This window comes from Aurantibacter sp., from assembly GCF_039941195.1.
GTDB lineage: Bacteria > Bacteroidota > Bacteroidia > Flavobacteriales > Flavobacteriaceae > Aurantibacter_A.
This window is the reverse complement of record NZ_JBDVFA010000071.1, coordinates 1-20,309: the sequence shown is the minus strand read 5'-3', so window position 1 is coordinate 20,309 and position 20,309 is coordinate 1. Positions and strand designations below refer to the sequence as shown.

At 33.5% G+C, this 20,309-nt stretch carries 22 protein-coding genes; all 22 read left to right on the top strand.

The genetic code is table 11. The annotated features are described in order from the left end of the window. Window positions 1-131: 131 nt before the first annotated feature. Window positions 132-1,148: a UDP-3-O-(3-hydroxymyristoyl)glucosamine N-acyltransferase gene (lpxD, locus tag ABJF52_RS12360; RefSeq protein ID WP_348150587.1), complete on the top strand. Its 1,017-nt coding sequence runs from the start codon at window positions 132-134 to the stop codon at window positions 1,146-1,148. Window positions 1,149-1,150: 2 nt separating this feature from the next. Further along, window positions 1,151-2,551 carry a bifunctional UDP-3-O-[3-hydroxymyristoyl] N-acetylglucosamine deacetylase/3-hydroxyacyl-ACP dehydratase gene (locus tag ABJF52_RS12355; protein WP_348150585.1) on the top strand — a complete coding sequence of 467 codons (1,401 nt, stop codon included), beginning with the start codon at window positions 1,151-1,153 and terminating at the stop codon, window positions 2,549-2,551. 7 nt (window positions 2,552-2,558) lie between these two features. Next, a complete protein-coding gene (gene lpxA / locus ABJF52_RS12350; protein WP_153754459.1) occupies window positions 2,559-3,344 on the top strand; it encodes an acyl-ACP--UDP-N-acetylglucosamine O-acyltransferase in 786 nt (261 codons plus the stop codon). 6 nt (window positions 3,345-3,350) lie between these two features. Beyond that, window positions 3,351-3,917, top strand: coding sequence for an elongation factor P (gene efp, locus ABJF52_RS12345; RefSeq protein WP_348150582.1), 567 nt, complete (start codon window positions 3,351-3,353; stop codon window positions 3,915-3,917). 41 nt (window positions 3,918-3,958) lie between these two features. Next, window positions 3,959-4,894: a UDP-3-O-(3-hydroxymyristoyl)glucosamine N-acyltransferase gene (locus ABJF52_RS12340; protein WP_348150579.1), complete on the top strand. Its 936-nt coding sequence runs from the start codon at window positions 3,959-3,961 to the stop codon at window positions 4,892-4,894. A 69-nt stretch (window positions 4,895-4,963) separates the two neighbouring features. Continuing rightward, window positions 4,964-5,836: a succinate--CoA ligase subunit alpha gene (gene sucD, locus ABJF52_RS12335; protein WP_348150576.1), complete on the top strand. Its 873-nt coding sequence runs from the start codon at window positions 4,964-4,966 to the stop codon at window positions 5,834-5,836. A 125-nt stretch (window positions 5,837-5,961) separates the two neighbouring features. Continuing rightward, a complete protein-coding gene (gene fabG / locus ABJF52_RS12330) occupies window positions 5,962-6,708 on the top strand; it encodes a 3-oxoacyl-[acyl-carrier-protein] reductase (RefSeq protein WP_348150573.1) in 747 nt (248 codons plus the stop codon). Window positions 6,709-6,772: 64 nt separating this feature from the next. Further along, window positions 6,773-8,791, top strand: a complete 2,019-nt coding sequence (locus tag ABJF52_RS12325) for a VWA domain-containing protein (RefSeq protein ID WP_348150570.1) — start codon at window positions 6,773-6,775, stop codon at window positions 8,789-8,791. An 11-nt stretch (window positions 8,792-8,802) separates the two neighbouring features. After that, entirely contained in the window at window positions 8,803-9,618 is an 816-nt protein-coding gene (locus tag ABJF52_RS12320) for a prohibitin family protein (protein ID WP_348150568.1), read from the top strand. Window positions 9,619-9,868: 250 nt separating this feature from the next. Further along, the gene (gene hisG / locus ABJF52_RS12315) at window positions 9,869-10,726 is read left to right on the top strand and encodes an ATP phosphoribosyltransferase (protein WP_348150566.1); all 858 of its coding nucleotides are present in this window, start codon (window positions 9,869-9,871) and stop codon (window positions 10,724-10,726) included. A gap of 8 nt (window positions 10,727-10,734) precedes the next feature. After that, window positions 10,735-11,172 (top strand): GNAT family N-acetyltransferase, encoded by a 438-nt coding sequence (locus ABJF52_RS12310; RefSeq protein ID WP_348150563.1) that lies wholly within the window; start codon window positions 10,735-10,737, stop codon window positions 11,170-11,172. A gap of 7 nt (window positions 11,173-11,179) precedes the next feature. Further along, entirely contained in the window at window positions 11,180-12,466 is a 1,287-nt protein-coding gene (gene hisD / locus ABJF52_RS12305; protein WP_348150560.1) for a histidinol dehydrogenase, read from the top strand. Then, complete coding sequence (hisC, locus tag ABJF52_RS12300) at window positions 12,463-13,512, top strand: histidinol-phosphate transaminase (protein ID WP_348150557.1); 1,050 nt, start codon at window positions 12,463-12,465, stop codon at window positions 13,510-13,512. Before hisD ends, hisC begins: the two co-directional genes overlap by 4 nt. Further along, entirely contained in the window at window positions 13,505-14,671 is a 1,167-nt protein-coding gene (gene hisB, locus ABJF52_RS12295; RefSeq protein ID WP_348150554.1) for a bifunctional histidinol-phosphatase/imidazoleglycerol-phosphate dehydratase HisB, read from the top strand. Before hisC ends, hisB begins: the two co-directional genes overlap by 8 nt. A gap of 79 nt (window positions 14,672-14,750) precedes the next feature. Next, window positions 14,751-15,335: an imidazole glycerol phosphate synthase subunit HisH gene (gene hisH / locus ABJF52_RS12290; protein ID WP_348150552.1), complete on the top strand. Its 585-nt coding sequence runs from the start codon at window positions 14,751-14,753 to the stop codon at window positions 15,333-15,335. A 25-nt stretch (window positions 15,336-15,360) separates the two neighbouring features. Then, the gene (locus ABJF52_RS12285) at window positions 15,361-15,711 is read left to right on the top strand and encodes a four helix bundle protein (RefSeq protein WP_348150549.1); all 351 of its coding nucleotides are present in this window, start codon (window positions 15,361-15,363) and stop codon (window positions 15,709-15,711) included. A 39-nt stretch (window positions 15,712-15,750) separates the two neighbouring features. Beyond that, window positions 15,751-16,479, top strand: a complete 729-nt coding sequence (hisA, locus tag ABJF52_RS12280; protein ID WP_348150546.1) for a 1-(5-phosphoribosyl)-5-[(5-phosphoribosylamino)methylideneamino]imidazole-4-carboxamide isomerase — start codon at window positions 15,751-15,753, stop codon at window positions 16,477-16,479. Continuing rightward, a complete protein-coding gene (locus ABJF52_RS12275) occupies window positions 16,479-16,994 on the top strand; it encodes a DinB family protein (RefSeq protein ID WP_348150543.1) in 516 nt (171 codons plus the stop codon). The genes hisA and ABJF52_RS12275 overlap by 1 nt, the downstream gene beginning before the upstream one ends. A gap of 3 nt (window positions 16,995-16,997) precedes the next feature. Next, window positions 16,998-17,753, top strand: a complete 756-nt coding sequence (hisF, locus tag ABJF52_RS12270) for an imidazole glycerol phosphate synthase subunit HisF (protein ID WP_348150540.1) — start codon at window positions 16,998-17,000, stop codon at window positions 17,751-17,753. 16 nt (window positions 17,754-17,769) lie between these two features. Then, window positions 17,770-18,351, top strand: coding sequence for a GNAT family N-acetyltransferase (locus tag ABJF52_RS12265; RefSeq protein ID WP_348150537.1), 582 nt, complete (start codon window positions 17,770-17,772; stop codon window positions 18,349-18,351). A 71-nt stretch (window positions 18,352-18,422) separates the two neighbouring features. Next, the gene (gene hisIE / locus ABJF52_RS12260) at window positions 18,423-19,022 is read left to right on the top strand and encodes a bifunctional phosphoribosyl-AMP cyclohydrolase/phosphoribosyl-ATP diphosphatase HisIE (protein WP_348150534.1); all 600 of its coding nucleotides are present in this window, start codon (window positions 18,423-18,425) and stop codon (window positions 19,020-19,022) included. 105 nt (window positions 19,023-19,127) lie between these two features. Continuing rightward, window positions 19,128-20,309, top strand: a 1,182-nt coding sequence (locus ABJF52_RS12255) for a hypothetical protein (protein ID WP_348150532.1), incomplete at its 3' end; no start/stop codon positions are given.

Here is a 20,309-nt window from a genome sequence, read left to right as displayed (position 1 = left end):
AAATAGACGTTTGCAAGATGAATCTTACATAGATAAATGACACAAAAAGTGATGAAAATAATTTATAGTATACATTTAAGATACTTTCTTATTACTTTTGCATCACAACTAGCACAATAACTTAAACTAATTTGGAATTTACGGCGGGTCAAATTGCAGGCATTTTAGAAGGTGAAGTCGATGGTAATCCAGATATCGCGGTTCACAAATTAGCAAAAATTGAAGATGGCGAAATCGGGTCTTTAACGTTCTTGGCAAACCCAAAATATACCTCTTTTATATATTCTACCAAAGCATCAATAACACTTGTAAATAGAGATTTTATACCTGAACAAGATTTAACAACAACCTTAATTAAGGTAGAAGATGCTTATCATTCTTTTTCTAAATTATTACAATATTATAGTGAATCAAAAGTCACTAAAGTGGGAATTGATAATCCCGTTTATAAAACAGATAGTTTAATTCACGGTAGTGATTTATACATTGGAGCGTTCTCATATATTGGAGAGAATGTTAGGTTTGGCAATAATGTAAAGATTTATCCTAATGTATATATTGGTGACAATGTAACTTTGGGTGATAATGTGATTGTTTTTGCGGGAGGGAAAATTCACCAAGACTCTATTATAGGCGACGATTGTGTAATAAACAGTGGTGCTATAATTGGTGCAGACGGATTTGGATTTGCTCCTGACGGAAAAGGTGGGTACACAAAAATACCTCAAACTGGCAATGTAATTTTAGAAGATAATGTAGATATTGGTGCTGGTACCACAATTGATCGTGCTACCATGGGTTCAACAATATTGAGAAAAGGTGTTAAATTGGATAATCAGATTCAAATAGCACATAATGTTGAAATAGGGGAGTACACTGTAATTGCTGCACAAACAGGTGTTGCAGGTTCTACCAAAATTGGCAAACATTGTATGATTGGTGGTCAAGTAGGTATTGTTGGCCATATAACAATAGGCGATAATGTTAGAATTCAGGCGCAAGCCGGAATAGGAAGAAGTGTAAAAGATGATGAAATTATACAGGGTTCACCAGCATTTAATTATGGTGAATTTAGTAAGTCATACGTGCATTTCAAAAATCTACCGAAGATTGTAAAACGAATAGATAAACTTGAAAAAAAGAAATAATTGTGAGTAATACCACAAGAAAACAACGGACGATAACTGAAGAAATCACCTTAAAAGGTGTTGGTTTGCATACGGGCGAAAATGTTACAATGAAATTTTTACCTGCTCCTATAAACCACGGTTACAAGTTTAAAAGAGTTGATGTTGAAGGCGAACCAATAATTGAGGCAGATGCCAACTATGTTGTAAATACACAACGTGGAACTAATATTGAAAAGAACGGCGTTAAAATTCAAACATCAGAGCATGTTCTAGCAGCTTTTGTGGGAATGGAAATCGACAATGTACTTATTGAATTAGATTCATCTGAGCCTCCTATTATGGATGGGTCTTCTAAATTTTTTGTTGAAGCATTAGAAGCAGCTGGTGCTGAAGAACAAGATGCAGAGTGCGACGAATATATAGTTAAGGAGGTGATAACCTATCGTGATGATTCTACAGGTAGTGAAATAACAGTAATTCCTTCAACGGAATACCAAGTAACTACGATGGTAGATTTTGGAACTAAGATACTAGGTACTCAAAACGCTACTTTAGAAACTATCTCGGATTTCAAGACAGAAATTGCAGATGCTCGTACATTCAGTTTTCTTCACGAATTAGAGGCATTATTAGAAAATGGACTTATTAAAGGTGGCGATTTAAATAATGCTATCGTTTATGTAGATAAGGAAATTTCAGAGGCTACTATGAAGAAGCTTGAAAAAGCTTTTGACAAGAAAAAATTATCAGTAAAGCCAAATGGTATTCTTGATAATTTAACCTTGCATCAACCTAATGAAGCAGCAAGACATAAGTTGCTTGATGTTATTGGGGATTTAGCGCTAACAGGTACTCGTATTCGCGGAAAAGTAATTGCGAATAAGCCTGGGCATTTTGTAAATACACAATTTGCTCAAAAATTGAGTAAAATTATAAAACAAGAAAAACGTAATAATGTACCCAGTTATGATTTGAACAAACCGCCTTTAATGGATGTCGTTCAAATTATGGAAAAACTTCCGCATCGACCGCCTTTCTTGTTGGTAGACCAAATATTAGAGCTTTCAGAAACTCATGTTGTCGGACTTAAAAACGTAACGATGAATGAGCCCTTTTTTGTTGGACATTTCCCTGGAGCGCCAGTAATGCCAGGCGTTTTACAGTTAGAAGCAATGGCACAAACAGGTGGTATTTTGGTGCTTAATACCGTACCAGATCCTGAAAATTATTTAACCTATTTACTTAAGATTGATAAAGTACGATACAAACAACAAGTAGTGCCTGGTGATACCCTAGTTTTTAAACTTGATTTGATGTCGCCAATTCGTAGAGGATTATGTCAAATGCATGCCAAGGCATACACAAATGGTAAACTAGCTTCGGAAGCGGAGATAATGGCCCAAATAGTTAAAGTCAAATAATACTAGAATGAATCAACCCCTAGCTTACATTCATCCCGGAGCCAAAATTGCTAAAAATGTTGTCGTAGAACCGTTTACCACCATTCACAATAATGTGACCATTGGAGATGGAACTTGGATTGGATCCAACGTTACTATCATGGAAGGTGCACGAATTGGTAAAAATTGCAATATTTTCCCAGGAGCTGTAATATCGGCACCACCACAAGATTTAAAATATGATGGTGAGGATACAACAGTAACAATTGGTAATGGAACTACAATTAGAGAATGTGCCACTATACATAAAGGCACTTCTGATAGACATAAAACAGTAATTGGCAAAAATTGCTTAATAATGGCATATTGCCATGTGGCACACGATTGTTTAATTGGTAATAACTGTATTTTTTCTAACAATTCTACTTTAGCAGGCCATGTAACAATCGGTGACAATGTTATTTTGGCTGGTTTAGTAGCGGTGCATCAATTTGTTTCAATTGGTAATCATGCTTTTGTTACTGGAGGTTCATTGGTGCGTAAAGATGTACCACCCTATGTTAAGGCCGCTCGAGAGCCACTTTCTTATGTTGGTATCAATTCAATAGGACTAAGAAGAAGAGGGATTCCTTCAGAGAAAATTAGAGAAATTCAGAACATATACAGAATTCTTTATCAAAAGAATTTTAATAATACTCAAGCGGCTCAAATAATAGAAGCAGAAATGGAGGCGACTCCCGAGCGAGACGAAATATTACAATTTATTAGAAATTCGCAACGCGGAATAATGAAAGGCTATTTTAGCACAAACTAACAAAACATGGCATCTACATCAGATATTAGAAAAGGACTTTGCATTCGTTATAATAACGATATTTATAAGATTATTGAATTTCTTCACGTAAAACCGGGTAAAGGTCCGGCATTCGTACGTACCAAATTAAGAAGTGTATCCACTGGAAAAGTTTTAGACAATACTTTTTCAGCCGGACACAAAATTGAAGATGTTCGTGTTGAAACAAGATCATACCAGTTTTTATATGCAGTAGATCAAACGTATCATTTTATGAATACAGATGATTACAATCAAATCGAGTTACAAAAAGACACCCTAGATTCACCAGATTTATTAAAAGAAGGAGAAGTAGTTACTATTCTTTTTAACACAGAAGATAGCATGCCATTATCTGTAGATATGCCTGCGAGTGTTGTGCTTGCGGTAACTTATACGGAGCCAGGTGTAAAAGGAAACACAGCTACTAATGCTACAAAACCGGCTACGGTTGAAACCGGTGCAGAAATTAATGTTCCTTTATTTATAAATGAAGGAGATAAAATTAAAGTGGATACTTCCAATAGTTCGTACATGGAAAGGGTAAAAGAATAATTCTTATTTAAGTTCTATTCTAAATATGTCAATTGTAGCGCATGAAGTTTCCAACAACATATACACTCAAGCAGATTTCCGAGATTCTTGGAGTATCGTATGTTGGTGCAGATAATTTTCCAGTCACTGGTATGAATGAAATTCATGTAGTAGAAAATGGCGACATAGTATTCGTTGACCATCCTAAATATTATGATAAGGCATTAAATTGTGCTGCAACAACCGTTTTAATCAATAAAAAAGTTGAGTGCCCAGAAGGAAAGTCATTGTTAATATCTGAAGATCCTTTTTCAGATTTTAACAAGCTCTCTCAATTTTTTAAACCTTTTGAAAGATCTGTAGAAACTATTTCAAAATCAGCTGTTATTGGAGAAAACACAATAATTCAGCCCAATGTTTTTATAGGTAACAATGTAAAAATAGGTGCAAATTGTTTAATACATGCGAACGCTGCACTATATGATGGTTGTATTATTGGCGACAATGTGATTATTCAATCTGGATCAATTTTAGGTTCCGACGCTTTTTATTTTAAGAATAGACCAGAAGGTTTTGATAAATTAAAATCCTGTGGTAATGTAGTTATCGAGGATAATGTAGAGATAGGAGCTGGATGTACCATTGACAAGGGAGTTACAGGAAGCACAATAATTGGTATGGGCACAAAATTAGACAATCAAGTTCAGGTAGGACATGATACTGTTATTGGAAAAAAATGTTTAATTGCTGCACAATGCGGAATTGCGGGTTGTGTTGTTATTGAAGATGAAGTTACCCTTTGGGGGCAAGTTGGAGTTACAAGTGCAATTAAAATTGGTAAAGGAGCGGTTGTATTAGCACAAACTGGAATATCAAAATCAATTGCAGGCGGTAAAACCTATTTCGGTAGTCCCGTTGAAGAAGCTCGAAAAAAATTAAAACAAATGGCTGATGTGAAGAAAATTCCATCAATTTTAGAAAAATTAAAGCAACAATGATCAACTTAGCTTTGGAATTCAAATCAAAGCTATATTTTTGTGCAGCGAAAAAAATAAACCACAGATCCTATGAGTGTTCTAGTAAATAAAGATTCAAAAATAATTGTACAAGGTTTTACCGGAAGTGAAGGTACTTTTCACGCCGAACAAATGATTGAATACGGTACCAATGTAGTTGGTGGTGTTACTCCAGGTAAAGGAGGTCAAGAACATTTGAGTAAACCAGTTTTTAATACAGTTGAACAAGCTGTTAAAGAAGTAGGTGCAGATACTACTATTATTTTTGTGCCACCAGCTTTTGCAGCTGACGCAATAATGGAAGCAGCTGATGCAGGAATTAAAGTAATTATTACGATTACTGAAGGTATTCCTGTTGCCGATATGGTAAAAGCATCCAATTATATTGCGAATCGCGATTGTAGATTAGTTGGTCCTAACTGTCCAGGAGTAATTACTCCGGGAGAAGCTAAAGTTGGTATTATGCCAGGTTTTGTTTTTAAGAAAGGAAATGTTGGCGTTGTTTCGAAATCAGGAACATTAACATATGAAGCAGCGGATCAAGTTGTTCGTCAAGGATTAGGAATTACAACTGCAATTGGAATTGGTGGTGATCCTATTATAGGAACGACTACAAAAGAAGCTGTTGAATTATTGATCAACGACCCAGAAACTGAATGTGTGGTAATGATTGGTGAAATAGGTGGTCAATTAGAAGCAGATGCAGCTAATTGGTATAAAGCTAGTGGAAGTAAAAAACCAATAGTTGGTTTTATTGCTGGTGAGACGGCACCTGCAGGAAGAACAATGGGCCATGCTGGTGCAATTGTTGGTGGAAGCGATGATACTGCTCAAGCGAAAAAGCAAATTATGCGTGATTGTGGTATCCATGTGGTTGATTCTCCTGCTGAAATAGGTAAGAAAGTAAAAGAAGTAATGGGATAATTATTCCATTGATATAGCATAAAAGCCATCAGAATGTTTTCGGATGGCTTTTTTTCTTTCGTCTATCAAAGAACAAAACTTATATTTGAATAACAGCTTGAATATTGACATTAAAAAGAGTTAAAATGAAACTTCTTGAAGGAAAAAATGTAATTGTTACCGGTGCAAGCCGAGGAATAGGAAAAGGAATAGCCGAAGTTTTTGCCGAACATGGTGCAAACGTAGCCTTCACGTATAGTTCAAGCGAAGCACCGGCTTTAGAATTAGAAAAAGAACTTACTACAAAAGGGGTGAAAGCGAAAGCTTATAAGAGTAATGCAGCTAGTTTTTCTGAATCGGAAGCCTTAGTAGCTCAGGTTCTAGAAGATTTTGGAGGAATTGATGTACTGATTAATAATGCAGGGATTACCAAAGACAATCTTTTAATGCGTATGGGTGAAGCCGATTTCGACGCTGTAATCGAAATCAATTTAAAGTCTGTTTTTAATATGACAAAAGCTGTTCAGCGTACATTTTTAAAGCAACGTTCTGGCTCTATCATTAACATGAGTAGTGTTGTAGGCGTTAAAGGGAATGCAGGACAAGCAAATTATGCTGCTTCTAAAGCGGGTATGATAGGATTTACAAAATCTATTGCCTTAGAATTAGGTTCCAGAAATATTCGATGTAATGCTATTGCTCCTGGATTTATTGAAACAGAAATGACTGGTAAATTGGATGAGAAGACGGTTCAGGGTTGGCGCGAAGGTATACCACTTAAAAGAGGTGGCTCTCCGGAAGATATTGCTAATGCTTGTTTATTTTTAGCTTCCGACTTATCGGGATATATTACTGGTCAGGTCTTAAATGTAGACGGTGGTATGCTTACCTAGAAAAAAGTTTTGTTATGTAAGCAATTTAAGCTTCACAACATACACTTATAATTTAATCTTCTAAATGGATACCCAAACAGTACTCTTAATTATCCTTGCAGCCATTTTGGCTCTTGGCTTAGTATTGTTTCAGTATTTTTATAAATCAAAAAAAAGGGGAAAACTTACCATTTTACTTTCCGTATTGCGTTTTATTACCTGGTTTGGTGCTTTTTTACTACTAATTAATCCTAAATTTTCAAAAGACGAATACACTGTCGAAAAAACCAATCTACTTTTACTAACTGATAATTCATCATCAATTTCCAAATATGGTGAAGCTATTAAAAGTATTAAGAGTGAGTTTAATAGTTCAGAGGAGCTTCAATCAAAATTTAAAGTTGATAATTATCGTTTTGGTTCAGAATTAAAGAATAGTGATAGTGTTTCTTTTACTGATAAGTCTACCAATATTGGTATGGCTTTAAATACCATCAAGGAAGTTTATAGAAATAATTCTGTTATAGTTTTATTATCAGATGGTAATCAAACTATTGGTACGGATTACGTTTATGGATCTAACAATTCTAAGTTTAGTGTTTATCCAGTGGCAATTGGTGACACCACGCAATATGAAGATATTCGTATTGATCAAGTAAATGCAAATAAATATGCTTTTCTTAAAAATAAATATCCGGTAGAGTTATTTGTTACTTATGTAGGTTCAAATACTATTACCAAATCTGTAACCATTACGCTAGAAGGAAAAAAAGTGTATAGTGAGAACGTAAGGCTATCAAGTCAAAATAATACTATAGTGGTCAACGCATTATTAGACGCTGGTTCTATTGGTGTAAAATATTTAGAAGTTTCAGTGGCTACCATTAATGGTGAGCGAAATACAAATAATAATAAGAAGAGCCTTACTGTAGAAGTTATAGATGAAAAGACAAATGTTGCTATTGTAACGGATATAATGCATCCAGATATTGGTGTGTTAAAAAAGTCGATTGAAAGAAATGAGCAACGGTCAGTTAAGATTATTAAACCAACCGATACAAAATTAGATGAAATAGATATATTCATTCTATATCAACCTACCGCAACTTTTAAATCTATTTACGAATTCATTCAAAGAAAAAAGGCGAATACGTTTACCATTTTTGGACCAAACACAGATTTGCCCTTTGTAAATAGAATACAAAAGCAATTTATAATTGATACTAATTATCCATTGCAAGAAGTTGTATCTATTAAAAAGGAAGGTTTTTCAAAATTCGATATTTCTAATTTATCATTTGCAAATTATCCGCCTTTAGATTCGGATGCCGGCCCTATAATTATAGTTGGGGAATATGAAGCGTTATTACAAATGCAAATTAAAGGACAATTAATGGAATCGCCTTTATTGTCCGTAATTACGAATGGGGAGACAAAAAATGTTTTGCTCGTTGGTGAAAACATTTGGAAATGGAGAGTTGAAGATTTTCGAAATAATCAGGATTTTGAAGAATTTGATGAACTACTTGGTAAATTAATGATATACCTATCAGATAACAAGTCTAAAGAAAGGTTGACGCTTGATTATAAATCAGTTTATGAAGGTAGCAGTGATGCGAAGATAAACGCTAGCTATTTCAATCAAACTTTTGACTTTGACTCTAATGCTGATTTAATTCTTCAAATTAAAAATAAGGATACAGACAAATCTTCAGAGATACCGATGTTACTAAAAAATGGTTATTATCAAGCCGATTTAAGCAATCAGATTTCTGGCAATTATCAATTTACAGTAGTTGTTAAAGGTGAAGAATTATTGAAATCAGGAGCTTTTCGAATTCTTGATTATGATATTGAACAACAATTTGTTTCTACCAATGATGATAAACTATTACAATTAGCAGAACGTAGTGGTGGTAATTTGTATTTTGCAGATAATACAGATGCTCTTATCAAAGCATTGACGGTAGATGAGCGATACTTACCAGTACAAAAGAGCACTAAAAAAGTCGTATCTTTGATAGATTTTAGAATCATTTTGGGGATTATAGTTTTGACACTTGCCTTAGAATGGTTTATAAGAAAATATAACGGATTACTATAAATACTAAATCAATGGATAAATTACCCAAAATTGCACTGCCAGTTGTTTTTGCAGTTGTTTTACTTATTATTATAATTTCTAAATCTGCAGTAACCATCAACTCTGGTGAAGCAGGAGTTTTATACAAAACGTTTGGTGGTGGTGTTGTTACCGATGAGGCACCATTAGGTGAAGGTTTTCATGTTGTCGCTCCTTGGAACAAAGTTTTCGTTTATGAAGTAAGACAGCAAGAGGTACTAGAGAAAATGAACGTTTTATCTAGCAATGGGTTGGATATTAAATTAGAAGCATCTGCTTGGTTTGAGCCCAAAAGAGAATCGTTAGGAAAATTACACCAAGAGAAGGGTACACAGTATGTACAACGTGTATTATTGCCAACCATAAGATCAGCAGCCAGAAGTGTTGTTGGTAGATATACACCAGAACAATTATATTCTAGTAAAAGAGATGCTATACAACAAGAAATCTTTGATGAAACTCAAAAAATTGTAGAAGGTGAATATATTCAATTGAATGAAATACTTGTAAGAGATGTTACTTTACCCCCAACTATAAAAGATGCTATTGAGCGTAAGCTTAAGCAAGAACAAGAGTCTTTAGAATATGAATTTAGGCTGGTGACCGCTAAAAAAGAGGCTGAAAAAGTAACTATTGAGGCACAAGGTAAAGCAGATGCCAATAAAATTCTTAGTGCATCTTTAACAGATAAAATTTTGCAGGATAAAGGTATTGATGCTACTTTAAAATTATCAGAGTCGCCAAATACTAAGGTAATAGTAGTAGGTGGCGGGGAATCTGGATTACCATTAATTTTAGGGAACAACTAATATTTGTTGCGATTACCGCTTAGAAAATGAAAAAGTGTTCAATTTTGAACTTTTCTTTTGTTAAATCTAAAAAACCTTTTACATTTACATTGTAATGAGAAATAAAAATACACATCATCATTTTTGCTACTGCGCTCAAGCGAGGTAAAAATGTATTGTAGTATTACAAGATAATTTATAACCCGTTTGAGAAATCAAACGGGTTTTGTTTTTAAACCTCCTTGATTATCTCAAACTTTAAAGTGATAAAATGACCAAAATTAGAATTGCCATTCAAAAATCTGGCAGACTCAATGAAGATTCTTTACGCATTTTAAAAGATTGCGGCATATCGATTGACAACGGAAAAGACCAGTTAAAAGCCTCTTCTCGAAATTTTCCACTTGAAGTATTCTATTTAAGAAATGGAGATATTCCACAATACCTTAGAGATGGTGTTGTAGATATTGCTATTATTGGTGAAAATGTACTTATAGAAAAAGGAAATGATATCGAATTTGTAGAAAAACTGGGTTTTTCAAAATGCAAAGTTTCATTAGCAGTACCAAAAGCTGTTAAATATAATTCTGTAAAAGATTTTGAAGGTAAACGTATTGCCACTAGTTATCCGAATACAGTACGTAATTATTTAGAAGGAAAAGGAGTAAAAGCAGATTTACATATAATTAATGGCTCTGTAGAAATTGCGCCTAATATTGGACTCGCAGATGGTATTTGTGATATCGTATCAAGCGGTAGTACCTTGTTTAAAAATAATTTAAAGGAGGTTGAAGTAATGCTCAAAAGTGAGGCAGTATTAGCTGTATCACCAAAAATATCTGAAGAAAGAAGAGCAATCTTAAAGAAGATGCAATTCAGAATTAAGTCTGTATTAAAGGCACGTCAATCTAAATATGTATTGATGAATGCTCCAAATGATAAATTGGACGAAATTCTTAAACTATTACCAGGTATGAGAAGTCCAACAGTCTTACCTTTAGCGGAAGAGGGATGGAGTTCGGTACATACTGTTATTGACAGTGATACCTTTTGGGAGGTAATTGATGAGCTAAAAATTGCAGGAGCGGAAGGTATTTTAGTTTGCCCTATTGAGAAAATGGTATTGTAATAGATATTATGAAGACCGATTACAAAGTAGCGCTAATTCCTTATGAGAAAATGGAGGTAATACTTCCATTGGTTTCAGCATTAAACAATGACAATATTGAATATGCTGTGCTACAAAAACGACTAAAAAGTATGTTAGTCATGGGAAGTTACGAGTGTATTGGCGTTTTTGATAATGGAGAATTAATTGCAATTTGTGGAATTTGGATTTTAAACAAATTATATTCTGGAAAGCATATAGAACCAGATAATGTGTTTGTGAAAGCAGAATATAGAAATAAAGGTGTTGGACAGTTAATGATGGATTGGTTGTTTGCATTTGCAAAGCAAATTGGTTGTATTGGTTTAGAGGTAAACTGTTATGTTGCCAATTTAAGAGGGAAGCAATTCTGGGAAAGACAAGGTTTTGAACCTATTGGGCACCACCTTATAATGAAACTAGCTTGAGTTAGAGATGAATAAAATATTCAAACCATTACAAGAAGATTGGAAGGAAGTTTTAAAGCGACCTACACAAACAGTATCTGATATAGAGAGCACTGTTAATACCGTATTTGCAGAAGTTAAGGCAAATGGTGACGCTGCTTTGAAAAACTATACAGAAAAGTTTGATGGTGTATCAATTTCAAATTTTGAAGTGTCAGAAGGCGAAATAGCAGCTGCTATTGCCTTGGTTCCATTTGAATTAAAGAATGCCATTCAATTGGCGAAAACAAATATTTATAATTTTCACCAAGCACAGAAGACGGAAAAAGTAGAAATAGAGACCGTGGAAGGCGTTCGTTGTTGGCAAGAAAAGAGACCCATTCAAAAAGTTGGTTTATATATTCCAGGCGGTACAGCACCGTTGTTTTCTACTATTTTAATGTTAGCAGTACCAGCGTCTATTGCTGGTTGCAATGATGTTGTTTTGTGTACACCTCCGAATAGTGATGGTGAAATAAACCCGGTAATACTATATGCAGCTAGTTTATGTGGAGTATCTAAAATCTATAAGGCAGGTGGTATACAGGCCATAGCTGCGATGACTTTTGGTACCGAAAGTATTTCACAGGTCTATAAAATTTTTGGTCCGGGTAATCAATTTGTTACTGTGGCCAAACAGATAGCTACAAAACATGGGGTGGCAATTGACATGCCGGCAGGTCCCAGTGAATTGTTAGTTGTTGCTGATGATTCTGCAAATGCCGCATTTGTGGCTTCAGATTTGTTAAGTCAGGCCGAACATGGTATAGACAGTCAAGTGATTTTAGTTTCTAGATCAGAAAAATTAATTGAAGCCGTTGAAGAGGAAATTCAGAAACAGATTCAGGATTTACCTAGAAAGGATATTGCAGAAAAAGCAATTGCTAATAGTAAGCTTATTTATGTTGATAATGATAATACTGCCATCGATTTAATTAACGAATATGGCCCCGAGCATTATATCATATGTGTAAAAAATGAAGATTTGTACCTCAGTAATGTATTAAATGCAGGATCAGTTTTTATCGGAAATTACACCCCTGAAAGTGCAGGAGATTATGCATCTGGAACAAATCATACCTTACCCACAAATGGCTATGCTAAACAATATAGTGGTGTAAATTTAGATAGTTTCACAAAAAGTATGACCTTTCAAAAAATTAACGAGAAAGGGATAAAAAATATTGGTAAAGCTATTGAATTAATGGCTGATGCAGAAGGTTTACTAGCACACAAAAATGCAGTTACTTTACGATTGAAAAGTTTAAAAGAATGAGCTTTAATTTAGAAAATATAGTTCGAGAGAATGTAAAACGCCTTAGACCGTATTCCTCAGCTCGCGATGAATTTGTTTCTAGCGGTTCTGCTATGGTGTTTTTGGATGCCAATGAGAATCCCTATGATAATGGTGTAAATAGATATCCTGATCCGCAACAACGTAAGTTGAAAGCAATTTTAACTATGCAGCGTAATGTAAAATCGCAGAACATATTATTAGGAAATGGTAGTGATGAAGTATTAGATTTATTATTTAGAGCCTTTTGCGAACCAAAAGTTGATAATATAATTACACTGCCACCTACTTATGGAATGTATAAAGTACTGGCAGGAATTAATGATATTGAAAACCGCGAAGTTTTATTGACCAAAGATTTCGAATTGGATATTGAAGCCATAATGGCCAAAATTGATGTCAATACAAAACTAATTTTTATTTGCTCACCTAACAATCCAACTGGTAACAGTTTCAATGAAAAATCTATTGAAGCCTTACTTAATAATTTTGAGGGATTGGTAGTTGTTGATGAAGCTTACATAGATTTTTCACCAAAAGAAAGTTGGATGAAAAAACTAAAAGCTCATTCAAATTTAGTGGTAACTCAAACCTTATCTAAAGCCTACGGTATGGCTGGTATTCGATTAGGCATTTGTATGGCATCGCAAGAAATAATTGCAGTATTAAATAAAATTAAACCGCCATATAATGTTAATGAGTTAACCCAAAATCAAGCAGTTAAAAGAGTTTCAAATGCGCAAAGAATAAATTCTGAAGTGACCGAAATATTGAATCAGAAAAATATTCTAAATAAAATGTTACCTAATATTTCATTTATAACAAAGGTGTATCCTTCTGATGCAAATTTTTTACTGGTAAAGGTTGATGATGCCGATAAGCGTTATAATCAGTTAATTGAAAAAGGGGTGGTTGTTAGAAATAGAACCAATCAAGTCTTATGTGAAAATACTTTAAGATTTACCATTGGTAGTATTGAAGAAAGTATAAAATTGGTGAAAGCCTTAAATAGTATTGCAAATGAGTAGTGCAAATAAAGAAAAAAAAAGCACCGGTAAAAAGGTATTGTTTATTGATCGTGATGGGACTATAATTAAGGAGACCGTTGATGAGCAAATAGATGCATTTGAAAAAATGATTTTTTATCCTAAGGCATTTACTTTTTTGGGGAAAATATCAAAAGAGCTCAATTACGAATTGGTAATGATAACCAATCAAGATGGTTTGGGTACCGATGTTTTTCCAGAAGAGACATTTTGGCCTGTGCAAAATTTTATTTTAAAATCATTTGAAAATGAAGGAGTGGTTTTTGATAAAGTATTTTTAGATAGAACTTTTCCCCATGAAAATGCAAATACGAGAAAGCCGGGAACAGGACTGTTGACGGAATACTTTTCTGATGAATATGATTTAAAGAATTCGTTTGTAATTGGTGATCGATTAACAGATATGGAATTGGCTAAAAATCTTGGGTCAAAAGGAATATTTATAAACGATGAAACAAATTTAGGAACTGGTGAAATTACTATTAAGCGAGATGAACTTGATAATTATATTGCGCTAGAAAGTAATGATTGGGAAAAAATTTATGAATTTCTGAAATTAAAAGACCGTAAAGCAGAGACGCATAGAAAAACAAATGAAACGGACATTCTCATCAAGTTAAATCTTGATGGAACTGGTAAAAGTGACATTAAAACGGGACTGGCTTTTTTCGACCATATGTTAGATCAATTGGCAAGACATGGTCAAATGGATTTAGAAATTAAAGTAGATGGAGATTTAGAAGTGGATGAACACCATACTATAGAAGACACGGCTATTGCTTTAGGTGAAGTTTTTAGTTCAGCTTTAGGTAATAAGTTAGGCATTGAACGCTATGGTTTTTGTTTGCCGATGGATGATTGTTTGGCACAAGTAGCTATCGATTTTGGAGGCAGAAACTGGCTCGTTTGGGATGCTGATTTTAAGCGTGAGAAAGTAGGTGATATGCCAACAGAAATGTTTTATCATTTCTTCAAATCTTTTACTGATGGTGCAAAGGCCAATTTAAATATTAAAGTGGAAGGTACGAATGAGCATCACAAAATAGAAGCAATATTTAAAGCGTTTGCAAAAGCGATAAAAATGTCGGTTAAACGCGATGTAGAAAAAATGGTTTTACCAAGTACAAAAGGAGTTCTTTAAAAAGAAAAAGTAAAGCAATAAAGGCAAAAGTTTTTAAAACTGACTTTATAAGTTGTACGATTTTCTTAATTTTTATAAAATGAAGATAGTTATAATAAATTATGGTGCTGGTAATATTCAAAGCATCAAATTTGCCATTGAACGTTTAGGCTATGAAGCTGTTTTAAGCAATGATGTTGAAGAAATAAAAGGAGCGGATAAGGTTATTTTTCCTGGAGTAGGAGAGGCGAGTAGCGCAATGTCGAAATTGTTAGAAAGTGGATTGCAAAATTGTATTGTTGAATTAAAACAACCGGTTTTAGGTATTTGTTTAGGAATGCAATTAATGTGTAATTCATCTGAGGAGGGAAACACAAAAGGCTTAGGAATTTTTGATGTTGATGTAATTAGATATTCAAACAAAGTAAAGGTTCCACAAATTGGTTGGAATCAGATTACAAATTTAAAGTCAGATTTGTTTACTGGTGTAAGCGATAAAGAACATATTTATTCTGTGCACAGTTATTACGCCCCCATATGTGAAGAAACTATTGCTGAGTGTGACTATGAAGTAACATATAGTGCAGCTTTACAAAAAGAAAATTTTTATGGCACACAATTTCACCCCGAAAAAAGTAGTGAAGTCGGACAATTAATTTTACGAAACTTTCTTACTATGAAGTAATAAGTACAAAGTACGAAGATATGTTATGAATAATTATAAAGAATTAAAGATTTGGGAAAAAGGAATGAGATTAGTAGAACTTGTTTATAGTTTGACTAATCAGTTACCTGAAGATGAAAGATTTGGTTTAACTTCTCAGATAAAAAGATGCAGTATATCTATTCCATCTAATATTGCGGAGGGAGCAGGTAGAAATTCAAAAAAAGAGTTTATTCATTTTCTGAGTATTACAAATGGCTCCACTGCAGAATTGGAAACACAGTTACTTTTAATTCTTAGACTTAAATTTATTTCTGAGATTGAAATAAATAGAATATTGGAATTATGCAGTGAAATTAAGAGAATGAATTATTCATTTCAGAAAAGTTTAATTTAAAATGGGTTACTTAATACTTAACTCTAAGTACTGATAAATATGAGAATTATCCCCGCAATTGATATTATAGAAGGGCAATGTGTACGACTATCAAAAGGAGACTATAATACTAAAAAAGTGTATAATCAAAATCCTTTAGAAGTAGCAAAAGAATTCGAAGCGCATGGAATACAACATTTACATTTAGTTGATTTAGATGGTGCAAAATCTAAGCACATTGTAAATCATAAAGTATTAGAACAAATAGCAACAAGAACATCCTTAAAAATTGATTTTGGTGGTGGTTTAAAAACAGATGATGATTTAAGAATTGCTTTTGAAAGCGGAGCTGGCCAAATAACTGGGGGTAGTATTGCAGTAAAAGATAAAGAAACATTTGTTGGTTGGATTAATAAATTTGGCGCAGATAAAATAATTCTTGGAGCGGATGCTATGGACGAAAAAGTTGCCGTTTCTGGTTGGCAAGAAGAATCAAAAGAGGAATTAATTCCTTTTATACAGTCATACCAAGTGGAGGGAATTAAATATGTGATTTGTACAGATATAAGTAAAGATGGTATGTTAGAAGGTCCATCTATTAATTTGTATGAAAAGATAATTAATGCTTCTAAAAATAAAGGTTTAAAATTAATTGCATCTGGTGGAATATCAACCTTTGATGAATTACCAAAACTGGCCGAGCTTGGTTGCGAAGGAACTATAATCGGTAAAGCTATTTATGAAAATAGAATTAGCTTAAAACAATTAGAAAACTATATCCTGATATAATGAGCGCAGAAGATAAATTAGCACAAGAGTTGGTGAACAATGCCTTATATCGCATGGAAGAAAATAGCCGTATGATACAAAAGAGTTTGTTGGAAATAACGGAAGAAGAAATATGGCAGAAACCAAACAAATCTTTAAATAGCATCGCTAATTTGATTTTGCATTTATGTGGAAACATAAGTCAGTATATCATTTCATCACTAGGAGAAACAGAGGATGAAAGAAATCGTGATTTGGAATTTTCAGCAAATAATGGCTTTACAAAGGATGAATTATTAAAAAAACTTGAGGATACTGTAGGTACTGCTAAGCGTGTTATTTTTGATGCGAAGATGGAGCAGCTCATAAAAGTTAGGTCGGTACAAGGATTCTCATTTTCTGGAGTAGGGATAATTATTCACGCTGTTGAACATTATTCGTACCATACAGGTCAAATTGCATTCTGGGTGAAACAATTAAAAAATAAAGATCTTGGTTTTTATGAAGGACAAGATTTAAATTTAAAAAATAAGTAGATAGTGCTCGCAAAAAGAATAATTCCTTGTTTAGATATAAAAGATGGGAGAACGGTTAAGGGCGTAAATTTTGTTGATTTACGTGATGCAGGAGATCCTGTTGAACTCGCCGAAATTTACAGTCAAGAAGGTGCTGATGAATTGGTGTTTTTGGATATTTCAGCAACTGAACAAAAACGTAAAACGCTAGCAAATTTGGTATATCGTGTTGCAAAGAAAGTCAATATACCATTTACCGTCGGTGGTGGAATTTCTTCCATTGAAGATGTAGATATTCTCTTGCATAATGGTGCCGATAAGGTTTCCATAAATTCATCTGCGGTAAAGAATCCGCAATTAATTAATGATTTATCTGCGAAATTTGGCTCGCAGTGTATTGTAGTTGCTATTGATGCAAAACAGATTAATGGTGAATGGATTGTTCATTTAGTGGGCGGTAAGGTACCCACAGAAATAAAATTATTCGACTGGGCTAAAGAAGTAGAGCAACGAGGCGCTGGTGAGATTTTATTTACTTCAATGGATCATGATGGCACTAAAAATGGATTTGCGAATAAAGCACTATCAAAATTATCTGAAGAGTTAAATATTCCTATTATTGCATCTGGAGGTGCTGGTAACATTCAACATTTTACAGATACATTTAAAGAAGGGAAGGCAGATGCAGCTTTAGCCGCTAGTGTTTTTCACTTTAAAGAAATCAAAATTGAAACATTAAAAACGAGTTTGCAGGAAAAGGGAATTCCTGTTCGCGTTTAAAAACTGTGTAGTACTATTGATTAGAGCAGAACATAAAGATAAAAAGCTGATTGTTGATATTTTAGTCGAAGCTTTTGAACCACTTGATGAGGATAACGCGATTAATTTTGTTCTTAAGCAAGATGATAAACGGGTAGAACGTATGCGGATACTCATGGGGTATTTATTTGATAAAGCTATGCGAACGGGTGAGGTTTTTTTATCGGATAATCGTGCTAGTTGCTTATTAATTACTTATGCTCACAAAGATAAATTTAGTTTTTCAGGATTATTATCTTCTCTAAAATTAGCTTTTAAAGGAATAGGAATAATGAGGGTAGGTAAGGTTTTAAAAAGGCAAAATATTATAAAACGTAATTACCCAAAAGGTAAATATATTCGTCCTATGATTTTTGCGGTAAAAAATGAATATAAGGGTACCACAACGGCGGCAAAATTAATTATGCAGGTATTTAGTGATTTTAAAGACAATACATTACCAGTAATTGTTGATACGGCTTCGGAGGACCATGTGAAATTATATCAAAAATTTGGCTTGAAAATTTTTAATGAAGAACAAGGATTGGGTTTCCCAATATACCTATTGCGAATGAATTAAGTATAAAAGTTGACTACTATATAAATAAGATTTATTCAGTCTTTTTATCAGTATAAACAAACAATAATAAAATGAAAATAGATTTCGATAAAAATAACGATGGATTAGTGCCGGCCATAATACAAGATGCTACTACTAAAAATGTATTAATGCTTGGTTATATGAACGCCGAAGCTTTTGCAAAAACAGAGGAAACAAAAAACGTAACTTTTTATAGTAGATCTAAAAAGCGCTTATGGACCAAAGGTGAAGAGAGTGGTAACTTTCTAAAATTGGTAGCTATTAAAAACGATTGTGATAATGATTCTCTTTTAGTTTCTGTAAACCCTATAGGGCCAACATGCCATACAGGAACAGATACCTGTTGGAGTGAAAAAAACACATCGAATTTTGGTTTTTTATCTGAATTAGAGTCAGTTATTGAGCAACGCAGAACATCCTCAGATTCTAGCAAATCTTATGTTGCATCTTTGTTTGAAAAAGGAATAAATAAAATTGCTCAAAAAGTTGGCGAAGAAGCTGTAGAAACTGTAATTGAAGCTATGGATGCTAACGATGAATTATTTCTATACGAGAGTGCTGATTTGTTATTTCACTATTTAATGTTACTTCAAGCAAAAGGTTTTACACTTAAAGATATTGAGGCAGAATTGCTCAAAAGGCATAAATAATAATTTGCTCATTTACTCAATTTAAAACTTGTTTGTAAGTATATAAATTGTGAACTTACTAGGGCCAAAAATAAATTGTTGAGATTTATTAAAACCAAACCCTTGATGAGAGCACTACTTTTTTTTTCTGTTTTTTTTATTACTGTTCAGCATATAAATGCACAAGCTTACCGGAATTTATTAAGCGGAAATTATTCTTACGATACCATTAAAAAACATGTTGTAAAGGACCAATCTTGGGTAACTTATCCAGATTATAAAGACAGGGTGGAGTGGCAAAAAATTCCTCAAAATTTAAAAGAAGCGTACATAAAAGAAGGAGAAAGTTACTTGAATTTTGAATGGAAATATATTCCAGTTTCTCACTATTTAGAATTTACAAAAAGTGGAAGTCGTACGATAATGGAGAAGCCATATCGTAAAAATCTAGCGGCGTTTGAAATGTTGGTTTTAGCTGAGTTAATTGAAGGCAAAGGGCGGTTTATAAAAGATATTATCAATGGAATTTTTTACTACAGCGAACAAACCTATTGGGGTAATTCTGCTCATTTATCTTTACAACGAGTTGGTGCGGGCATACCTGATGTATTAGAACCTACTATTGATTTAGGCGTTGGAAAGGTTGCAGCTAACTTAGCATGGACACATTATTTTTTGGAAGAGGAAATTGATAAGGTTAATCCTTTAATTTTAAAACGCCTACGACTAGAAATCTATGAAAAAGTATTAAAACCATACTATACTCGAACTGATTTTGGTTGGATGGGCTATACCAATGAAAGAGTTAATAATTGGAATCCATGGTGTAATTATAATGCATTGAATTGTATTATGCTTTTGGAGCAAGATTCAATTACAAGAAGTGTAAATGTTCAAAAAAGTATGCTCTCTGTAGATGAGTTTCTTAATTATTATAAAGACGATGGTGGTTGCGAAGAAGGACCAACATATTGGAGTCATGCAGGGGGAAAGTTATTCGACTATCTAGAATTACTTTATAAAAGTAGTAATGGTAAAATAGACATATTTGATAAACAACTCGTTAAAAATATTGGCACCTACATTTATAAGGCATATATAGAGGGGGAATATTTTGTCAATTTTGCAGATGCTGCTGCAAAATTAAAATCAAGACCTAATGTTATTTATAATTATGGGCAACGCATCAACGATACTGTAATGAGTGGATTTGGAGCATATTTAGCAAAACAACAAAATTATGGTGATAGTATTTTTAAAGGTAAAATCGAAATAGTACTGGATAACTTATTTAATGTAAATGAAATT

Excerpts from the sequence above, each read along its gene's own strand:
- hisA (WP_348150546.1), top strand. The coding sequence starts at position 15,751 with ATGAGAATTATCCCCGCAATTGATATTATAGAAGGGCAATGTGTACGA.
- ABJF52_RS12340 (WP_348150579.1), top strand. The coding sequence starts at position 3,959 with ATGAAGTTTCCAACAACATATACACTCAAGCAGATTTCCGAGATTCTT.
- ABJF52_RS12310 (WP_348150563.1), top strand. The coding sequence starts at position 10,735 with ATGAAGACCGATTACAAAGTAGCGCTAATTCCTTATGAGAAAATGGAG.
- sucD (WP_348150576.1), top strand. The coding sequence starts at position 4,964 with ATGAGTGTTCTAGTAAATAAAGATTCAAAAATAATTGTACAAGGTTTT.
- ABJF52_RS12285 (WP_348150549.1), top strand. The coding sequence starts at position 15,361 with ATGAATAATTATAAAGAATTAAAGATTTGGGAAAAAGGAATGAGATTA.
- hisH (WP_348150552.1), top strand. The coding sequence starts at position 14,751 with ATGAAGATAGTTATAATAAATTATGGTGCTGGTAATATTCAAAGCATC.
- ABJF52_RS12320 (WP_348150568.1), top strand. The coding sequence starts at position 8,803 with ATGGATAAATTACCCAAAATTGCACTGCCAGTTGTTTTTGCAGTTGTT.
- hisIE (WP_348150534.1), top strand. The coding sequence starts at position 18,423 with ATGAAAATAGATTTCGATAAAAATAACGATGGATTAGTGCCGGCCATA.
- lpxA (WP_153754459.1), top strand. The coding sequence starts at position 2,559 with ATGAATCAACCCCTAGCTTACATTCATCCCGGAGCCAAAATTGCTAAA.
- ABJF52_RS12275 (WP_348150543.1), top strand. The coding sequence starts at position 16,479 with ATGAGCGCAGAAGATAAATTAGCACAAGAGTTGGTGAACAATGCCTTA.
- hisC (WP_348150557.1), top strand. The coding sequence starts at position 12,463 with ATGAGCTTTAATTTAGAAAATATAGTTCGAGAGAATGTAAAACGCCTT.
- fabG (WP_348150573.1), top strand. The coding sequence starts at position 5,962 with ATGAAACTTCTTGAAGGAAAAAATGTAATTGTTACCGGTGCAAGCCGA.
- ABJF52_RS12325 (WP_348150570.1), top strand. The coding sequence starts at position 6,773 with ATGGATACCCAAACAGTACTCTTAATTATCCTTGCAGCCATTTTGGCT.
- hisD (WP_348150560.1), top strand. The coding sequence starts at position 11,180 with ATGAATAAAATATTCAAACCATTACAAGAAGATTGGAAGGAAGTTTTA.
- efp (WP_348150582.1), top strand. The coding sequence starts at position 3,351 with ATGGCATCTACATCAGATATTAGAAAAGGACTTTGCATTCGTTATAAT.
- hisG (WP_348150566.1), top strand. The coding sequence starts at position 9,869 with ATGACCAAAATTAGAATTGCCATTCAAAAATCTGGCAGACTCAATGAA.
- hisB (WP_348150554.1), top strand. The coding sequence starts at position 13,505 with ATGAGTAGTGCAAATAAAGAAAAAAAAAGCACCGGTAAAAAGGTATTG.